The sequence below is a fragment of the Brachybacterium nesterenkovii genome, assembly GCF_900163655.1.
Lineage (GTDB): Bacteria > Actinomycetota > Actinomycetes > Actinomycetales > Dermabacteraceae > Brachybacterium > Brachybacterium nesterenkovii.
This window is the reverse complement of the sequence record NZ_FWFG01000068.1, coordinates 120,743-137,388: the sequence shown is the minus strand read 5'-3', so window position 1 is coordinate 137,388 and position 16,646 is coordinate 120,743. Positions and strand designations below refer to the sequence as shown.

The window sequence follows — 16,646 nt, the reverse complement described above, 5'->3', positions numbered from 1 at the left end:
GCAGCGACGCGTCGGCTGATGCGATCCGCCACCGCGGCTCACTCATCATCCGGGTGCTCCACACCGGGCACCTCGGGCTCTGGCTCTGGGAGGTCGGACTTGGAGGACGAGACCACAACGACGACGAACGATCTTCGCTCCGGGGACCCTGCACAGGCTCTGCTGGACATCATCGTCGTCTGGCACCCAGGGGATCGTGAGGGCGGCACCGCCTTCGACGCGCTCCACGACCACTTCCACTCGGCGACGTACTCCGGACTCGCCGGCGGAGCGGTCGAGGTCTACTCCCGCAGCACGAGCTCATCCGGAAGCTATGGAGGCGCTCCAAGGAGCATCGCGCTCCCCGCGGACGCCGCACCGACGGACTCCGTCGCCCAGTACACCGTGGTCGTGCTGTGCCAGGGCACCAGCCTCTCGCAAGCCACGTCGAGTCCAAGGCCGTGGCGAGATTACGTCATCGACATCTGGGAGCGGCTCGCGGCGGCACGCTCCGCAGGTCAGGCACAGCTCATTCCCGTCCACCTCCCGGGATATGCGCCCGACTCGAGGTCCTGGCTCACGAGGCAGACCGGGGCACCCCAGGCCATCCGCGACCTGGACAGCTCATGCACCGACGCCGGTCCTCAGGTCGCCCAGAGCATCGTGCAATGGCTCCTGGACCCGGAGGGGAAGGGAAAACGTCTGACGGTGTTCATCAGCCACACCAAGCGCGCAGAGCCGATCCCGATCGACCAGGGAGAATCTGTTCCCTGGGAAGACCGTGGAGGACTCACGGGCCCTGACGGGGCGAGAGCGGAAGAGCTCCAGCAGCTCATCGAGTGCGTGAGGACCGAAGTGCGCAGCACGCGCCTCGCCGAGTTCTTCGACGCCCATGACATCCAGACGACCGAGGACTCCAGCCTTCGCATGTTGAAGGAGGCCGCCTCCAGCGCGTTGCTCATGGTGCGCACCGACCAGTACTCCAGCCGTGAATGGACCCAGCAGGAGGTCCTCTCGGCCAAGCAGCACGACTGCCCGATCGTGTGCCTGTCGGCACTGTCGGCCGAGGAGCGCCGCGGCTCGTTCCTGATGGACCATGTCCCGACCATCGCGCTCGATCGCGAGCGGAAGGAGTCCTCGATCCGTCGGGCGCTCGGCCGACTCGTGGACGAAGCGCTGAAGAACGCCCTGTGGAATCGCCAGCAGGTCTACCGAGAATCCGGCGGCTTCGACTGGCTCCCGTCCCGCGCCCCGGAGCCGGTCACCATGATCCACCGATTCCACCCCTTCGCCACGACGGGGGTATCTGACCCGAGCGAGCACGGGCCCCTCACGGACGAGGTGCCCAGAGCCGAGGAGAACGATCCGCGCTCCGCCAAGGCGCGCGAGGAGCTGTGGGTGCTCCACCCGGACCCGCCTCTGGGACCCGCCGAACTCTCCACGATGACAGCCTTGGGACGGCTCACCGGAACTCCCGGGAGGATCGAGTTCCTCACTCCGCGCACGTTCACTGCCCGCGGTGGTCGAGTAGGCGTCGAGCAGTGGAACCCGCCCAGCGTCAGCGCCCGTGCACTCGCCGGCACCACGGTGGGCCTCTCCGTCTCCGAGAGCACCGATCTCCCCCGTCTCGGTCTCAGCCCGAGACACCTCGACCTCATCGTCGCTGAGTTGGCACATGCGATCTTCAACGCCGGAGGCACTGTCATCTACGGCGGAGATCTCCGAAGCGGTGGGTTCACCCACATCATCGCCGACGAAGCCAAGAGGCGGTTCGGCGGAACGCCGGTCGCCGAATTCGTGCTCTCGCGCCGGGCACTGCGATCCGCCTCGTGGTCAGACCTGATCGATTTCCGCCATCACGCCGGTGAGGCGAGCACAGTCCATCTCGCACACGAGTGCGGACGCACGATCCCTCTCACCGAGTTCAGCGAGGATGAGTTCCTCTCGTGGCAGAGCGTGAAGGTCGACGCATTCGATGACCTGCGGGATCTCCGGAGCGCTCTCACCACCAGGTGCAAAGCCCGGGTCGTCGTCGGAGGGAAGACGGAGGGTTACAGCGGCGATCTTCCCGGCGTGATCGACGAGGCGAGCCGGACCGTGGCGGACGGGAGTCCGCTCTACGCCGCTGGCGGGTACGGTGGTGCGGCCCAGCTGATCGCCAATGCGATCGGCTCCGAGACCGGCCCCGATCTCCTCGACGAGCAGGGTGCTATCACCACGGCTCTCCGAGGGATCAGGGACTCTGCCGTTCCGGACGGTCTCGACCGCACCGAGCGTGATCTGCTCCATCGCAGCCACCGTCCAGGGGACATCGCCACCCTTGCAGTCCTGGGCCTGTCGAGGACCCTGGGCGGTTGACGCGCCTGCCTTCCCGCTGGATGGCCGTACTCGGCCTGTGACGTTCAGTCCCGAGTCGCCAGCTCGTCCACACGCTCTCGCAGACTCTCGGGAATCGACTGGCTGCCGAGAAGGTCGAGGATTAGGCGACGGTAGGTGTCGCCGCTGCTCGCCCGCTCCGCCCGGAACACCTGGCTGTTGCTCTCGGCGGCGTCCACCAGGTCCGCCAGTTGGTCAGGCGTGAAGGGGGCGTCCTTCGGGAGCACATCCCACAGGCGGTCGGTCAGGCGGAAGGACGTCGAATCCCTCAGGGCGCCGCAGAGTGATGTGCGCAGATGCGACCCGAGATTCGAGTCCTCGAGCACTCGCTGGAGCACTTCGTCTGCGATCCGTTCGGCCGTCCAGCCTGCGGCGTCCGCTCCCTGTCTCGAGTCGAGCATGGCTGGTGGATCCTCCCCGAAACGGAAGCGGTAGACAGGAACTCTGCGCCCGAGGAGCCAGCCGACCTCCTGCTGGCAGTACGGCCGTGAGGAGAACCCCGGATGCAGGAAGGCAACACCTGCATGAGCGGCATCGAGCCCTATCTCGATCTTCTCCGCCCATTCCGTCTCAGGGTCGATCGAATGAGAGGCCACGAAGAGATCGACCCCGAAGCGGGCCAGCTGGTCCCGCACATCCTCGACGAACTCCTGGTGCTCTGAGACATGACTCGCGAAGAGGTGCAGGGGACGGTCCGGGTCCTGCGAATCCAGGCGCGCGCGCAACTGAGCCTCAGTCCTCAGCACTCCCACCGCGTCAGACTCGAAGAACGCGAGCAAGGCACTGAGCTCGTCGATGGTCCCACGGCGGAGTCGATCCGTCACGTCGCTCATCGAACTGATATCGGTGTCATCCGCCGGGTCGAGCAGACCGAAGTCTTCGAGGAACCATCGCGCGTCATACGCACTGCTCGACGCAAGAGCTCGTCGGAGCTTCATGATCGAGACGATCCTCGCTCCCGTGCTCTGCGCAGACGCTTCAGGTCTGCCCGCATCGGCTGCGGCTCGGGGGTCGACGCTCATGCCCCACTCTGGACAGATCGCCGGAACGGCGTCAACCCGCCCAGTTCCGGCCGCTCCCGCTCCAGGAGCCGCTCAACAGTCATCGCCGCATCCCTCGCGAGTAGTGTCGGCACCGATGATCCTCCTCGCCGACGACTGCACCCCCCTGCGATGAACGAGGGGCTTTCAACGCACCCCGCCGCACGCCTGGTCCTGCTCCTCCCGGCCGGCGCCGCGCTGCTCGCCGGGCTCGACGGCGCCGCGATCCTGCTGGGCGTCCATGCCCCCGTCGACCTCGCGCGGCTCGCCGACCAGCACGGCCCGCTGATGGTGCTGGGCTTCGTCGCGACCGTCATCGCCCTCGAGCGCGCCGCGGCCCTCGCCCGGACGTGGGGCTTCGTCTCGCCCCTGCTGCTGGGGCTCGGCGGCATCGCCCTGATCCTCGCGCCGCTGCCCCTCGCGGTCGGACGCACCCTGACGGTACTGGGTGCCGCGGCGATGGTAGCCCTGTACGTGCCGCTGTGGCGGCGCAGCCGGGACGACGCCGTCGCGCTGCAGGCGGCCGGGGCGATCGCCGCGACCATCGGGGCGATCGGGCTGCTGGCCGGCTCGCCCGTCTCCCACGTGCTGCCGTGCCTGATGGCCTTCGTGCTGCTGACGATCCTCGGCGAGCGCCTCGAGCTGTCCCGGATCGTGCTGCGTCGCCCGGTGGGTCTGCTCGTGATCGGCATCGCCGTCCTGGGCTCCCTGCCGGTCTCCCTCGTCGCCCCGGGCATCGGCGTCCGCCTGCTCGCGGTGCTGCTCATCGCCGCCGTCGCGTGGCTGCTCGTGCACGATCCCGCGCTGCGCACCGCCCGCGCGGGCGGTCTGCCCGGCTTCGTCGGTATCCAGCTGTCGCTGGGCTACCTGTGGCTGCTGGTGCCCGCCGGGCTGTGGCTCGTCATCGGGCCGGTCGTCTCCGGGACCCGCTCCTACGACGCCCTCGTCCACGCCTTCTTCCTGGGCTTCGTGATCGCGATGATCATGGCCCATGCGCCCATCATCCTGCCCGCCGTGCTCCGCGTGGACCTGCCGTACACCCCGTGGATGCACGTCCCGTCCGCGCTGCTGCACCTGTCCCTGCTGATCCGCCTGGGGATCGGCGATGCGCTCGATCTCCCCGCCGCTGTCCGGAGCGGCGGGGTCCTCGGCATCGTCTCCCTCCTCCTGTTCGCCGCGCTGTCCGCATCCCAGGTGCGGCGGCGCCGTCGTCGAAAGGCCCTCCGTTGACCCTGCCCTCCCCCGCCCGTCCTGCCTCGCCGACCGGTCGCGGCGCCTGGCATCGCAAGGCCTCCCGGCCGATCCTGTGGTGGATGGCCGCGCTGATCGTCCTCGTGGTCGTCCACCGCTGGATCCCGCAGTCGCGCTGGCTGCTCGTGCACATGGTCACCCTCGGCCTCGTGACCACGTCAATCATGATCTGGGGCCAGCACTTCGCGGAGTCCCTGCTGAAGGTGCGGCTGGACGAGGCCGACCGCCGCGTCCAGGTCCGGCGCATCTACGCGCTCACCCTCGGCGTCGCCGTGACCTGCACGGGCATGGTGGCCGAGCAGCCGATCGTCACGAGCGCCGGCGCCCTGATCGTCGCGGGCGCGATGACCTGGTACGCGCTCTCGCTGCTGGGGCAGCTGCGCCGGGCGCTCCCGGCGCGCTTCACCGCGACCGTCCGCTTCTACGTCGGCGCCGCTCTGCTGCTGCCCGTCGGCGCCCTGCTGGGGTCCTTCCTGGCCTTCGGCCTCGGTGAGCCGTGGCAGGGGCGCGTGCTCCTGGCCCACCAGATCACCAATGTGCTGGGCTTCGTCGGGATCACGGCGGCCGGGACGCTCGTGACGCTGTGGCCGACGATCCTGCGCACCCGCATGCAGGAGGGGCAGGACCGCGCGGGCAGCCGCGCGCTGATCGTGATGCTGGGGGCCCTGGCCGTGATGATCGGCGGGGCGCTCGGGGGCGTCGGGCTCGCGGTGGCGGCGGGTACCGTGCTCTACCTGGTGGGCCTGGGGATCATCGGCCGTCATCTCGTGGCCTGCGCCCGGGCGAGCGCGCCGACGACGTTCGCGGCGCTGTCGGTGGCCGCGGGCGTGCTCTGGCTGATCGGCTCCGTCATCGCGCTCGCCGTGATCGCCGGTCGGACGGGCCCGCCCGGCGGCCATGAGCTGCTGGCCGGGGACGTCCAGCAGCTGACGGTCCCCTTCGTCGCCGGGTTCCTGCTGCAGCTGCTGCTGGGCGCGATGAGCCACCTCATGCCCACCGTGATGGGCGGCGGGCCCCGTGCGGTGCGGGCGGCCCTGGCGGAGATGGATCGCTTCGGCGCGGGCCGGGTCGCGATCGTCAATGCGGGCCTGATCGTCTTCCTGCTGTCCCAGGACTCCTGGACCCGGGTGCTGGTGTCCCTGGTGGTGTTCGGCGCGTTCGCGGCGGTGCTGCCGCTGATGATCCGCATGGTCATCGTCTCGGTGCGCGAGCGCAAGCGCACGGCGGCCGAGGCGGCGGAGCCCCCGTCGGACGACGCTCCCGCGGGAGCGTCGGCGGCGAGGGCACAGGCTCGTCCCGCCGCCCCCGGCACCGACCGCCGCCACTTCGCCGAGGCCGTCGTGGGGCTGGGCGGGGTGCTCGGCGCCGTCGCGCTCGGCAGCGCGATCGGCGGCGGCAGCGGCAGGGGTGACGATGCCGGGTCCTCCGGCGGCTCCGGCGACGTCGCCCCCACCGGGCACACCACGAAGGTCGCCGTGGTCGCCGCCGGCATGCGCTTCACCCCCGCCGTGATCGACGTCCCGGCCGGAGACACGCTCGAGATCACCGTCCGCAACGAGGATCCGGAGCAGGTGCACGATCTCGTGCTCGCGACCGGCGAGACCACGGGGCGCCTCGCCCCCGGAGCAAGCGGCACGATCACGACGGGCGTCGTCACCGGCGATATCGACGGCTGGTGCTCGATCGCCGGGCACCGGGCGATGGGCATGGTCCTGACCGTCAGGGCCGTCGGCGCGGCCGGCTCGGCGGCTTCCGACGGCGGCGGCCACGAGGGCCACGACATGGCCTCGATGGGCTCGGGTGCCGCGGGCGAGCGCCGCACGGTGGACCTCACGGTGCCCCCGGGCGACGGCTTCGTCACGCGCGATGCCGCTCTGCCCCCGCTGCCCGCCCCGGGCCGCCAGGAGATCGAGCTGGTCGTGACGGAGGACGTGCAGGAGCTCGCCCCGGGCGTGCCGCAGACGGTGATGACCTTCGGCGGGCGCCCCATGGGGCCGGTACTGCGCGCCTCGATCGGCGACACGATGGCCGTGCATCTGGTGAACAACGGCTCGATGGGCCACTCGGTCGACTTCCACGCCGGCACGGTCTCCCCCGACGCGAACATGCGCACGATCCCGCCGGGCGAGGCCCTCGACTACGTCTTCCAGCTCCACCGCTCGGGCATCTGGCTCTACCACTGCTCGACCATGCCGATGAGCATGCACATCGCCGCGGGCATGTTCGGCGCCGTGATCGTGACGCCCGCGACCGCCGCGGTCGTGGATAAGGAGTGGGTGCTGGTCCAGTCGGAGGCCTACCTGGGCCCGGACGGCGGCGAGGTGGACGCCGGCAAGATCGCCGAGGAGAAGCCGGACCTCACGATGTTCAACGGCCATGCCAACCAGTACGTGCATGCGCCGCTGCAGGCGAAGGTCGGCGAGCGCGTGCGCATCTGGGTACTGGCCGCCGGACCGAGCCGGGGCATCAGCTTCCACGTGGTGGGCGCCCAGTTCGACACCGTGTTCAAGGAGGGCGCGTTCCTGCTGCGGCCGGAGCAGGAGACCGGCGGCGGCGCGCAGGCCCTCGACCTGGCCTCCGCCCAGGGCGGCTTCGTGGAGATGGTGTTCGAGGAGCCGGGGCACTACACCTTCGTCAACCACTCCTTCGTGGAGATGGAGCGCGGGGCGCGCGGGATCATCGAGGTCACGGCCTGAGCCCTGCTCAGCCTGCACACCGCCCGGCGCTCCTGACAGAACTGGCAGCTATACGTGCAGACGATGCGCCTGAGCGGGGCGTCTGCACGCAGGGCTACCGGTTCTGTCACCTCATAGGCTCACCGCATGCCGTTCTCGCTCCGTCCGCTCTCTCCCGCCGACGTCGATGCGGTCCAGCATCTGCTCGAGGCCTCGCCGGGCTACATGCTCCGCACGTCCGGCGCCGGCGCCGGGGTGCAGAGTCCTGACCCGCCTGCTGAGGAATCGGCCCTCAGCCGTCCATGAGGGGAAGATCGAGGTCGAAGGCGAGGACAACGGCCGCCGCGAGGTCCCTCTCCTGCTCGGGACGGAGGAAGCCGATCGTGCGTCCCAGCAGCGCGGCGGGGATCGTGACCGTGTTGTCGAGCGCGGCCGCGCAGTCATGCTCGAGCCCGTTGCGTTTACCGAGCCGCACTTCGCTCGACAGCCCCTTGACCGTGGAGGTGATGGGGGCGACCGTCACCTTCGTCATCGCGGATCGGGCCGTGTCGCGGGTCAGGATCAGCACCGGTCGGGTCGTGTCGAGCTTCGCCAGGCGGATCTCCCGCATCCGTCAGTCCTCGAGCCGACTGCCGGCCGCGGTCCAGGCCACGAGGGAGTCGAGGTCGTCCGCGGCGCCGGCGGTCCGCAGGATCTCGGCATCGTCCTCGGCGGCCTGCTGGCGCATCTCCCGCTCCACCGCCTGGGCGACGAGGGCGGCGCGGCTCGACGCGACGCCCCGGTCGACGGCTCGATCGAGGAAGCGCACGACGTCATCGGGAAGGCGCACGGCGATCTGCGTGGCCTACAGCTTCGTGATCGGCGCGTAGCGCAGCAGCAGTCGCTTGCGGCCGTGGGGCTCCTTGAACACGACCTCGACCTGCGTCTTCTCGCCCTCGCCGCTCACGGAGGCGACCGTGCCCATGCCGAAGGAGTCGTGGGTGACGTAGTCGCCGACGGCGAGCGAGGGCAGGTCGGCGGCGGCCTTGGGCTTGCGGCTCGGCGCGAAGGACGGGCGGGAGATGTCGCGGCGGTTGGCGCCTCCCACGCCCACCCCGGTGACGGAGGGCCCGCGGGAGTAGCCGCTCGAGCCCGACCCGCCGTAGCCCGATCCGCTCGAGCCGTAGCCCCCGTACCCGCCGCCGAAGCCGCCGCCCGCGAGGCTCGACCCGGCGCGCGCCACGTCGAGGACCTTCTCGGGGACCTCGTCGAGGAAGCGGCTCGCGGGGAAGTACTGCGGAGCTCCCCAGGCGGCCCGCATCTGGGCGCGCGTGAGGTACAGCTTCTCGCGGGCGCGGGTGATGCCCACGTACGCCAGGCGCCGCTCCTCCTCGAGCTGCTCGGGGTCGGACATCGACCGCTGGTGGGGGAACGTGCCGTCCTCCAGCCCGGTGAGGAACACGACCGGGAACTCGAGGCCCTTGGCGGTGTGCAGCGTCATCAGGGTGACGAACTGGTCCTCGCTGCCGGGCAGCTGGTCGGCGTCCGCGACCAGCGCCACCTTCTCGAGGAACTGGTCGATCACGGAGGCCTCCGGGTCGTCGGGCGCCACGAGCGCGGCCTCCGTGTCGAGGTCCTCCCCCACCGCAGCGGGCACCGTCGCCGGGGCGGTCGCGGCGTCGCCCTCGGCGGCGTCATCGTCCTCGAACTCGCTGGCGGCGGCCGCGCCGGCCTCGACGGAGGCCTCGAACTCGGCGGCCACGGAGATCAGCTCGGCGAGGTTCTCCAGGCGCGACTCGTCCTGCGGGTCATCGCTGCTCTGCAGCTCGGCGTAGTACCCGGACGTGGTGAGGATCGCCTCGAGCACGTCCGCCGGGCCCGTCCCCTCGGCGACCAGCTCGCCCAGCTCGTCGAGCATGGTCGTGAACTTCGCGATCGCCCCGAGGGATCGGGTCGCGATGCCCGGGGCCTCCTCGGCGCGGCGCAGCGCCTGCGCGAAGCCGATCCGCTCCTGCTCGGCCAGCAGCGCGACCGCGGCCTCGGCCCGGTCGCCGATGCCGCGCTTGGGCACGTTGAGGATGCGCCGCAGGTTGATCTCGTCGTCCGGGTTGGCGAGCAGACGCAAGTAGGCCATCGCGTCCTTGATCTCGCGGCGCTCGTAGAAGCGGGTGCCGCCGACCACGCGATAGGGCAGGCCCACGCGGATCAGCTGGTCCTCGAGCGCCCGCGACTGCGCATTGGCGCGGTAGAAGATCGCGATATCCCCGGCGCTGCGCCCGGCGTCGACGAGGGCGTCGATCTGGCGGCCGATGTACTGGGCCTCCCCGCGCTCGTCGTCGGCGACGTACAGCGTGATCTTCTCGCCCGCGCCCTCGTCGGTCCACAGGTTCTTCTTGCGGCGCCCCTCGTTCTCCTCGATCACGGCGTTGGCCGCGGTCAGGATGTTCTGGGTCGAGCGGTAGTTCTGCTCGAGCACGATGGTGCGGGCCGAGGGGAAATCCTGCTCGAACTCGACGATGTTGCGGATGGTCGCGCCGCGGAACGCGTAGATCGACTGGTCGGAGTCGCCGACGACGGTGAGGTCCGCGCGCGGGTCATCGCCCACGAGCTCGCGCACGAGCGCGTACTGGGCCGGGTTGGTGTCCTGGTACTCGTCGACGAGCACGTGGCGGAAGCGCCGCCGGTACGTCTCGCGGATCGCCGGGTTGTTCCGCAGCATCGTCACGGTCAGCCCGATGAGGTCGTCGAAGTCGACGGCGTTGGCCTGGCGCAGGCGCTCGGTGTAGGCGGTGTAGACCTGCGCGATGGACTTCTCCCACGGATTCTTCGCGCTCTCGGCCTGGTCGGCGAAGTCGATCGGGTCGGTCAGCTCGTTCTTGAGGCTCGAGATCCTCGAGGCGATGCCCCGCGGCGGGTTCTTCTTCACATCGAGGCCGTGGTCCTTGGCGATGTTCGTGATCAGGCGCAGGGAGTCCGCGGAGTCGTAGATGGAGAACGAGGAGCGCAGGCCCGCGGCGTCGTGCTCGCGGCGCAGGATCCGCACGCACGCGGAGTGGAACGTCGAGACCCACATGGAGCGGGCGACGGGGCCCACGAGCTCCTCGACGCGCTCCTTCATCTCGGCGGCGGCCTTGTTGGTGAAGGTGATCGCGAGGATCTCCCCGGGCAGCGACTCGCCGGAGCGCAGCAGGTGGGCGATGCGCCGCGTGAGCACGCGGGTCTTGCCGGAACCGGCGCCCGCGACGATGAGCAGGGGCGATCCGCGGTGCTCGACGGCCTCGCGCTGGGGTGTGTTGAGGCCGTCGGTGAGCTCCGCAAGGGCCGACGGGTCGGCCGCGCCCCACGACGGCGGGGCCGGGCGCGCGGCCGGGACGACGGGCACGTCGCGGGCGAAGGGGTCCTCCTCGCGCGGCGGCTCCTCCTCGAACGGGGGCTCGTCCTCCGGCGGCGGCTCCTCGGCGTCCCAGGGCGCGGCCGCCGGCCCCGACGGCGCGGCAGGGGGCTGCGCGGGCGAGGCGGGGCCAACGTCCACGCCGTCGAGGCGGCGGAAGGCGTCGGGCAGGGAGAGGTCGTCGAAGAGTGAGCTCATGGCCCGCCCAGGATAGGCGGAGCGCCTGACGGACGCGCCCGTCGCGCACGCCTCCGGTGAGACGGGTCAGGCGCCGATGTGGAAGACGCCGATGACGATGTTGGCGACGATGCTGATCGGGATGAGGTACCAGACGACGGCGTTCGGGCGGCGGTCCTCGCGGATGGACATCCATGCGCAGACCATCGCGATGACGGCGAAGACGAGCTTGAGCGTGTAGAACAGGTGGCCGCCGCCGGAGGACATGCCGATCATCATGGCGGCCAGTCCCAGGACGACGGCGCCGCTCGCGGCGTGCGCCATGCCCTTGACGGGCTGCTTCGTGCGGGCGGCCGCGGCCCAGGCGCCGAGCGCGATGGCCCAGCAGATGATGTGGAGGACGACGAGGATGCCGAGGAGGGTGTGCATGCCCTGATCCTAGGGACGGCACCTGCCTGCGACCTGGACCGCGCGAGGTGGTGCCGCCCACGGAGGCGCCGCATGAGGGAGCCAGGGCGGCACGGGGAAGCACGAGGGAGCGCATGGAAGACTGTCGGCCATGACCGAGCCCGCACCGCGACTGACCCGGAGCCGGCTCGCCCTGACGGCTGCGTCCTGCGTCCTCGCGCTCGCCCTGCTCGCCGTCCTGATGCCGCGCGCCACGGGCGTCGGCTGGGATGCGGTGCTCGCTGCGCTCCGCGCGGCCCCGCCGCTCTCGCTCGCGCTCCTGGTGCTCCTGGCCCTCGGCGCGCTCGGCGCGTCGGCGACCGGGACGGCGGGCGCGATCCGCGGGCTGGGCCTGCGTCGCGCCCTCCCGGCGTCGGCGGCGGCGACGGCCGTCTCGGTCGCCGTCCCCGGGGGTGCGACGATCGCCGCGGGCCTCCTGTACGCCGTCTCGCGCCGGGCCGGCGTCTCCCGGGCGGACACGATCGCCGGGCTCGTCGCGGTGACCGTCGCGGAGGCCGCCGTCGGCCTCCTCCTGGTGCCCGTCGGCGCCCTGTGCCTGCTGCTCAGCGCACCCGGGCTGCTGGGCCCCGGTGCCGCGGCGGCGCTGATCGCCCTCGGCCTGCTCTGCCCGGCGGTGCTCGCAGCGGGTGCGCTCGTGCTGCGTCCGGCGCCCCTGCGCCGCCTGCTCGAGGGAGCGCGCGAGGGGCTCGAGGGTCTCGGCCTGGGGCGCGTGGTGGAGGGACGGGTCGATATCGATGACGTGCTCGACGTCCGCGAGCGGGTCGCGTCCCGGCTGCGCACGCACGGCGCCATCGTGCTCGGGGCCCCGCTCGCGATCCGCCTCCTGCAGCTGGGCGCGCTGCTGGTCGCGCTGCATGCCGTCGGCGTCGTCGTGCCGTCGGCTCAGGCCGTAGGGGTGCTGGTCCTGGGGCGTCTTCTCGCGCTCGTGCCGATCACTCCCGGCGGGGCGGGGCTCGCGGAGGCGGGCTCGGCGGCCCTGCTCGTCGCCCTCGGCGCGGAGCGCGCGGCCAGCGGTGCGGCCTCCGTGCTGGTCTCCGTCATGACGCTGTTGGTCCCGGTGGTCCTGGGCGTCCTCGCGGCCCCTGCCGTCCTGCGTCGTCGCTGACGCGCACGGACACGTCAGTCGCCGAAGGGATCAGGGGGCGTCCGCAGCGAGGCGCCGATCGCATGGGAGGCGCTGCGTCCGGGCAGCGCGATCGGCCGCAGGACCGTCCCGGTGACGCTGGCATCCACGTGCAGCCCTCCCCCGAGCGCCCCGCCGAGATCGGCGCTCGACCGCGCGGCGAAGGTCCGCGCGCGCTCCCGTGCCCGCGCGGCGGCGAGATCACCGGCACCCAGGTACCCGGCCCCCGCGTATCCGCCCATGCGGGACCCCTCGGCGCGCTCGAGGCGCTGCGCCGCGTCGCCCAGCTGCGTCGAGGTCGACCGCAGGCGCGTCGCGAGGGCGCCGATGTCGGCGTAGTGGCGCGCGGTCCATACCCGGTGGAGATCGTCGAGAGCCGTGTCGGGTTGCGCACCGCCGACCTCGGCGAAGGCGCGCGCCATGCGCAGACGCAGCAGCACGAGCCGGTCCGCGGCGCGCCGGTGCTCCTGCGCGAGGGTGCGCAGCGCGCGGGTCCGCGGGGATCCCATGGGGCTCGGGCCGTGCCTTCCGCTCGATGGACGGCGTTCGTCGTCCATCGTAGGGCGTCGGAGAGCGGGTCAGGAGTCCTCGCGCTGCGCCTTCCCGGCGTCGAGGAGGCGCATGACCTCGCTTTGGGGATAGCGACGGTGTCCACCGAGGGTGCGGATCGAGGAGAGCTTGCCGGACTGGGCCCAGCGCGTGACGGTCTTGGGGTCCACGCGGAACAGCTGCGCCACCTCGGCCGGCGTCAGAAGTGTCTCGGGTGCGTCCTCGGACGTCTCGGGCAGGGGGACCTCGCGGGTCATGGATCGCTCCAGTGCATCGGGCGGCGGTGCCGCGGTCGAATAGGTCAGCGCCCAGTGCGGCGGACACTCCCGGGCGACCCTCCACATTACGTCACGGCAGGCCGAGCATCGCCATCCCGACTGATCGGGCGGGTCGGGAGTCGGATCCGGTTCACGCGGCCGGAGTCCCGCCGCCCGGATCGCACGGCCCGGACCGCATGACCCCGCCCGCGAGGAAGCGCACCTCACGCGCGCCCCGTTACCGTTCGCCGTCGCCCACGATGTACCCTTGGGTCTCGAACTACGCCATCGCCGCGCTCTCGCGCGCCAGGACTTTACGACGCACAGGGGGTCAGATCCATGGGTCGTGGCCGACAGAAAGCCAAGCAGACCAAGGTCGCGCGGGACCTGAAGTACTACAGCCCGCCCACGGACCTCACCGCCCTCCAGCGCGAGCTGCAGTCCTCCGCGAACGATCGCTACGACGACGCGGAGTACGACGCGGAAGGTGCCGAGGACGTCGACGACGACACCTGGTCCCCCAGCGCGGCCCCGCGCTCCGCTCGCCGCCGCTGAGGCTCACCTGCTCCCGCGAGAGGGGCGGTCCCGCTGGGACCGCCCCTCTCGCGCATCCGGCACCGGTCGGGCCACCGGTCCGGCGCGCACGGGAGCAGGTCAGGACCAGCCGGGGTGCGCACCTGTCATGAGCACGCCTCCGCCGTCGACGCCCTTGGCGCCCTCGACGAGCACCTCGCCGCTGCCGGCCGTGCCGAGCGCGTCGCGCGCCACGACCTCGCCGATCGCCCGCGCGGACAGCCCCCGTCCGCTCAGCTCGGCGGTGACCGCATCGGCCTGCTCGGGGGCGGTGACCGCCACCATGCCGATGCCCATGTTGAGCGTCGCCTCGAGATCCGCGAGCGGCACCGAGCCCCAGCCCGCCAGCAGCGAGAACACCGCGCCGGGCGTCCACGCGCCGCGGTCGATGCGCGCGCCGAGCCCCTGCGGGATCACGCGCGCGAGGTTCGCGGCGAGCCCGCCGCCGGTCACGTGGCTGAGCGCGTGCACGCCCGCCCCCGCATCGGTCGCCAGGAGCGCCAGCAGGTCGCCGGTGTAGATGCGGGTCGGCTCGAGGGCCTCCTCGCCGAGGGTGCGGCCGAGCTCGTCGACGTGGAGGTCCCAGGCGAGGGAGCGGGCGGAGACGATCGCGCGCACGAGCGAGTAGCCGTTGGAGTGCAGGCCCGAGGAGTCCATGCCGATCACGACGTCGCCGGCTCGCACGCGATCGGGTCCGAGCAGGGCGTCGGCCTCGACCGCCCCGACCGCGGCGCCCGCGACGTCGTAGTCGTCGGGGCCCATCAGCCCGGGGTGCTCGGCGGTCTCCCCGCCCACCAGCGCGCAGCCCGCCAGCGAGCAGCCCTGGGCGATACCGCGGACGATGTCCGCGATCCGCTCGGGGACCACGCGGCCGCACGCGATGTAGTCGGTCATCGCGAGGGGGCGGGCGCCCACCACGACGATGTCGTCGACGACCATGCCCACGAGGTCCTGGCCGATCGTGTCGTGCACGTCCATCGCCTGGGCGATCGCGATCTTGGTGCCCACGCCGTCGGTGCTGGAGGCGAGCAGCGGGCGCCGGTAGTCCTTGAGGGCGGAGACGTCGAGGAGGCCCGCGAAGGCGCCCACGCCCCCGAGCACCTCGGGGCCGTGCGTCGCGGCGACGGCCTCCTTCATGAGCTCGACGGCGCGGTCGCCGGCATGGGTGTCGACACCGGCGGCGGCATACGTGATGCCGGCGCCGGTCCGCTCGGGCCGGGCTCCGGCGCCCGTCATGGGCAGGATCATCGGGGGGTCTCCTCGGTCGGGTCCGTGGTCGGGGTGGGGGCCGCGACGGCGAGCGCGGCCTGCTCGGCCTCCTCGCGCTTGACCTCGAGGACGCTCTTGCCCAGCAGCGTCGGGTCCGGCAGGCTCACCGGGTACTCGCCCGTGAAGCACGCGACGCACAGGTTCTCGGCGCTCTGGGCGGTCGCCTCGACCATGCCCTGCTGGGAGATGAAGCCCAGGGAGTCCGCGCCGATCGAGCGGGCGATCTCCTCGGGGTCCAGGCCGTTGGCGATGAGCTCGGCGCGGGTCGCGAAGTCGATGCCGTAGTAGCAGGGCCAGCGGACGGGCGGCGAGGAGATCCGCACGTGGACCTCCGCCGCCCCGGCCTCCCGCAGCATGCGGACGACGGCGCGCTGGGTGTTGCCGCGCACGATCGAGTCGTCGATGACCACCAGGCGCTTGCCCGCGATCATCTCCTTGAGCGGGTTGAGCTTCAGGCGGATGCCCAGCTGGCGGATCGTCTGGCTGGGCTGGATGAACGTGCGCCCCACGTAGGCGTTCTTGACCATGCCCTGGCCGTAGGGGATGCCGGACTCCTGGGCGTAGCCGATCGCGGCCGGCGTGCCCGACTCCGGGGTGGGGATCACGAGGTCGGCCTCGACCGGGTGCTCGCGTGCGAGGCGGCGCCCCATCTCGATGCGGGACTCGTTGACGCTGCGCCCGGAGATGCGGGTGTCGGGGCGGGCGAGGTACACGTACTCGAAGACGCAGCCCTTGGGGGCGGGCTCCTGGACCTGCTCGGAGCGCAGGCCCTGCTCGTCGATGACGATCATCTCGCCGGGGGCGACCTCGCGCACGAAGCTCGCGCCGCAGATGTCCAGGGCGGCGGTCTCCGAGGCGACCACCCAGCCGCGCTCGAGGCGTCCGAGGACCAGCGGCCGGATCCCCTGCGGGTCGCGGGCGGCGTACAGGGCGTCCTCGTCCATGACGACGAAGCAGTAGGCGCCCCGCAGGTGCGGCAGGAGGTCGCGCAGGGAGTCCTCGAGGGTGCCGGGGGTGTCCAGGAGCGCGGTCACCAGCGCGGTGTCGGTCGTGTTGCCCTGGGCGATCTCCCCGGTGCGCCGGCCCGCGGGGCCGGTGCGCTCGGCGAGCAGCTCGACGAGCTCGTGGGTGTTGACGAGGTTGCCGTTGTGCGCGAGCGCGACCGTGCCCTCGTGGCGCGGGCCCAACGTGGGCTGCGCGTTCGACCAGGTCGAGCCGCCGGTGGTCGAGTAGCGGGCGTGCCCGATGGCGATGTGCCCGGTCAGCGCGCCGAGCGCCGCCTCGTCGAAGACCTGCGAGACGAGCCCCATGTCCTTGTACACCAGGATCTGGGAGCCGTTGGACGCGGCGATGCCCGCGGACTCCTGTCCGCGGTGCTGCAGCGCGTAGAGACCGTAATAGGTCAGTTTGGCGACCTCTTCACCGGGGGCGAACACGCCGAAGACGCCGCAGGCGTCCTGCGGGCCCTTCTCGCCGGGGAGGAGGTCGTGGGTCAGGAGTCCGTCGCCTCGTACCACTCGTGCATCATGCCACAGCGCA

14 protein-coding genes are annotated in these 16,646 nt (G+C 71.8%); 5 read left to right on the top strand and 9 right to left on the bottom strand.

Annotation, left to right across the window (positions count from 1 at the left end):
* Positions 1–99 precede the first annotated feature (99 nt).
* Entirely contained in the window at positions 100–2,337 is a 2,238-nt protein-coding gene (locus FM110_RS08290) for a hypothetical protein (RefSeq protein ID WP_087104290.1), read from the top strand.
* Positions 2,338–2,381: 44 nt separating this feature from the next.
* Here FM110_RS08290 and FM110_RS08285 read toward each other — a convergent pair whose 3' ends face one another.
* A complete protein-coding gene (locus FM110_RS08285) occupies positions 2,382–3,377 on the bottom strand; it encodes a toll/interleukin-1 receptor domain-containing protein (protein ID WP_087104289.1) in 996 nt (331 codons plus the stop codon).
* 150 nt (positions 3,378–3,527) lie between these two features.
* Between FM110_RS08285 and FM110_RS08280 the strand changes: the two genes are divergently transcribed.
* Together FM110_RS08280 and FM110_RS08275 are read left to right on the top strand one after the other, a co-directional pair.
* Positions 3,528–4,625: a hypothetical protein gene (locus FM110_RS08280; RefSeq protein ID WP_087104288.1), complete on the top strand. Its 1,098-nt coding sequence runs from the start codon at positions 3,528–3,530 to the stop codon at positions 4,623–4,625.
* On the top strand, positions 4,622–7,342 hold the full coding sequence (locus FM110_RS08275; protein WP_327230625.1) for a multicopper oxidase domain-containing protein: 2,721 nt from the start codon (positions 4,622–4,624) through the stop codon (positions 7,340–7,342). Before FM110_RS08280 ends, FM110_RS08275 begins: the two co-directional genes overlap by 4 nt.
* 271 nt (positions 7,343–7,613) lie before the next feature.
* Here FM110_RS08275 and FM110_RS08270 read toward each other — a convergent pair whose 3' ends face one another.
* From FM110_RS08270 to FM110_RS08255, 4 genes are all read right to left on the bottom strand, one after another.
* Entirely contained in the window at positions 7,614–7,931 is a 318-nt protein-coding gene (locus FM110_RS08270) for a type II toxin-antitoxin system PemK/MazF family toxin (protein WP_087104286.1), read from the bottom strand.
* Between the two features lie 3 nt (positions 7,932–7,934).
* The gene (locus FM110_RS08265) at positions 7,935–8,156 is read right to left on the bottom strand and encodes a ribbon-helix-helix domain-containing protein (protein ID WP_087104285.1); all 222 of its coding nucleotides are present in this window, start codon (positions 8,154–8,156) and stop codon (positions 7,935–7,937) included.
* 9 nt (positions 8,157–8,165) lie between these two features.
* Positions 8,166–10,889 carry a UvrD-helicase domain-containing protein gene (locus tag FM110_RS08260; protein WP_087104284.1) on the bottom strand — a complete coding sequence of 908 codons (2,724 nt, stop codon included), beginning with the start codon at positions 10,887–10,889 and terminating at the stop codon, positions 8,166–8,168.
* Between the two features lie 66 nt (positions 10,890–10,955).
* On the bottom strand, positions 10,956–11,297 hold the full coding sequence (locus FM110_RS08255; protein WP_087104283.1) for a hypothetical protein: 342 nt from the start codon (positions 11,295–11,297) through the stop codon (positions 10,956–10,958).
* Between the two features lie 130 nt (positions 11,298–11,427).
* On the opposite strand from FM110_RS08255, the gene FM110_RS08250 reads away from it, so the two are divergent.
* Positions 11,428–12,441, top strand: coding sequence for a lysylphosphatidylglycerol synthase domain-containing protein (locus tag FM110_RS08250; protein ID WP_087104282.1), 1,014 nt, complete (start codon positions 11,428–11,430; stop codon positions 12,439–12,441).
* 14 nt (positions 12,442–12,455) lie between these two features.
* Here the strand turns inward: FM110_RS08250 and FM110_RS08245 are convergent, their stop codons facing one another.
* Both FM110_RS08245 and FM110_RS08240 read right to left on the bottom strand, forming a co-directional pair.
* Positions 12,456–12,968, bottom strand: a complete 513-nt coding sequence (locus FM110_RS08245; protein WP_087104281.1) for a hypothetical protein — start codon at positions 12,966–12,968, stop codon at positions 12,456–12,458.
* Between the two features lie 69 nt (positions 12,969–13,037).
* On the bottom strand, positions 13,038–13,265 hold the full coding sequence (locus tag FM110_RS08240) for a BldC family transcriptional regulator (protein WP_087104280.1): 228 nt from the start codon (positions 13,263–13,265) through the stop codon (positions 13,038–13,040).
* A gap of 339 nt (positions 13,266–13,604) precedes the next feature.
* Here FM110_RS08240 and FM110_RS08235 point away from each other — a divergent pair, with 339 nt between their 5' ends.
* Positions 13,605–13,820 carry a DUF3073 domain-containing protein gene (locus tag FM110_RS08235; protein ID WP_087104279.1) on the top strand — a complete coding sequence of 72 codons (216 nt, stop codon included), beginning with the start codon at positions 13,605–13,607 and terminating at the stop codon, positions 13,818–13,820.
* 99 nt (positions 13,821–13,919) lie between these two features.
* On the opposite strand, the gene purM is transcribed toward FM110_RS08235, so the two are convergent.
* Positions 13,920–15,074: a phosphoribosylformylglycinamidine cyclo-ligase gene (gene purM, locus FM110_RS08230; protein WP_087104331.1), complete on the bottom strand. Its 1,155-nt coding sequence runs from the start codon at positions 15,072–15,074 to the stop codon at positions 13,920–13,922.
* A gap of 8 nt (positions 15,075–15,082) precedes the next feature.
* Complete coding sequence (gene purF / locus FM110_RS08225) at positions 15,083–16,624, bottom strand: amidophosphoribosyltransferase (protein ID WP_087104278.1); 1,542 nt, start codon at positions 16,622–16,624, stop codon at positions 15,083–15,085.
* Positions 16,625–16,646: the final 22 nt, after the last annotated feature.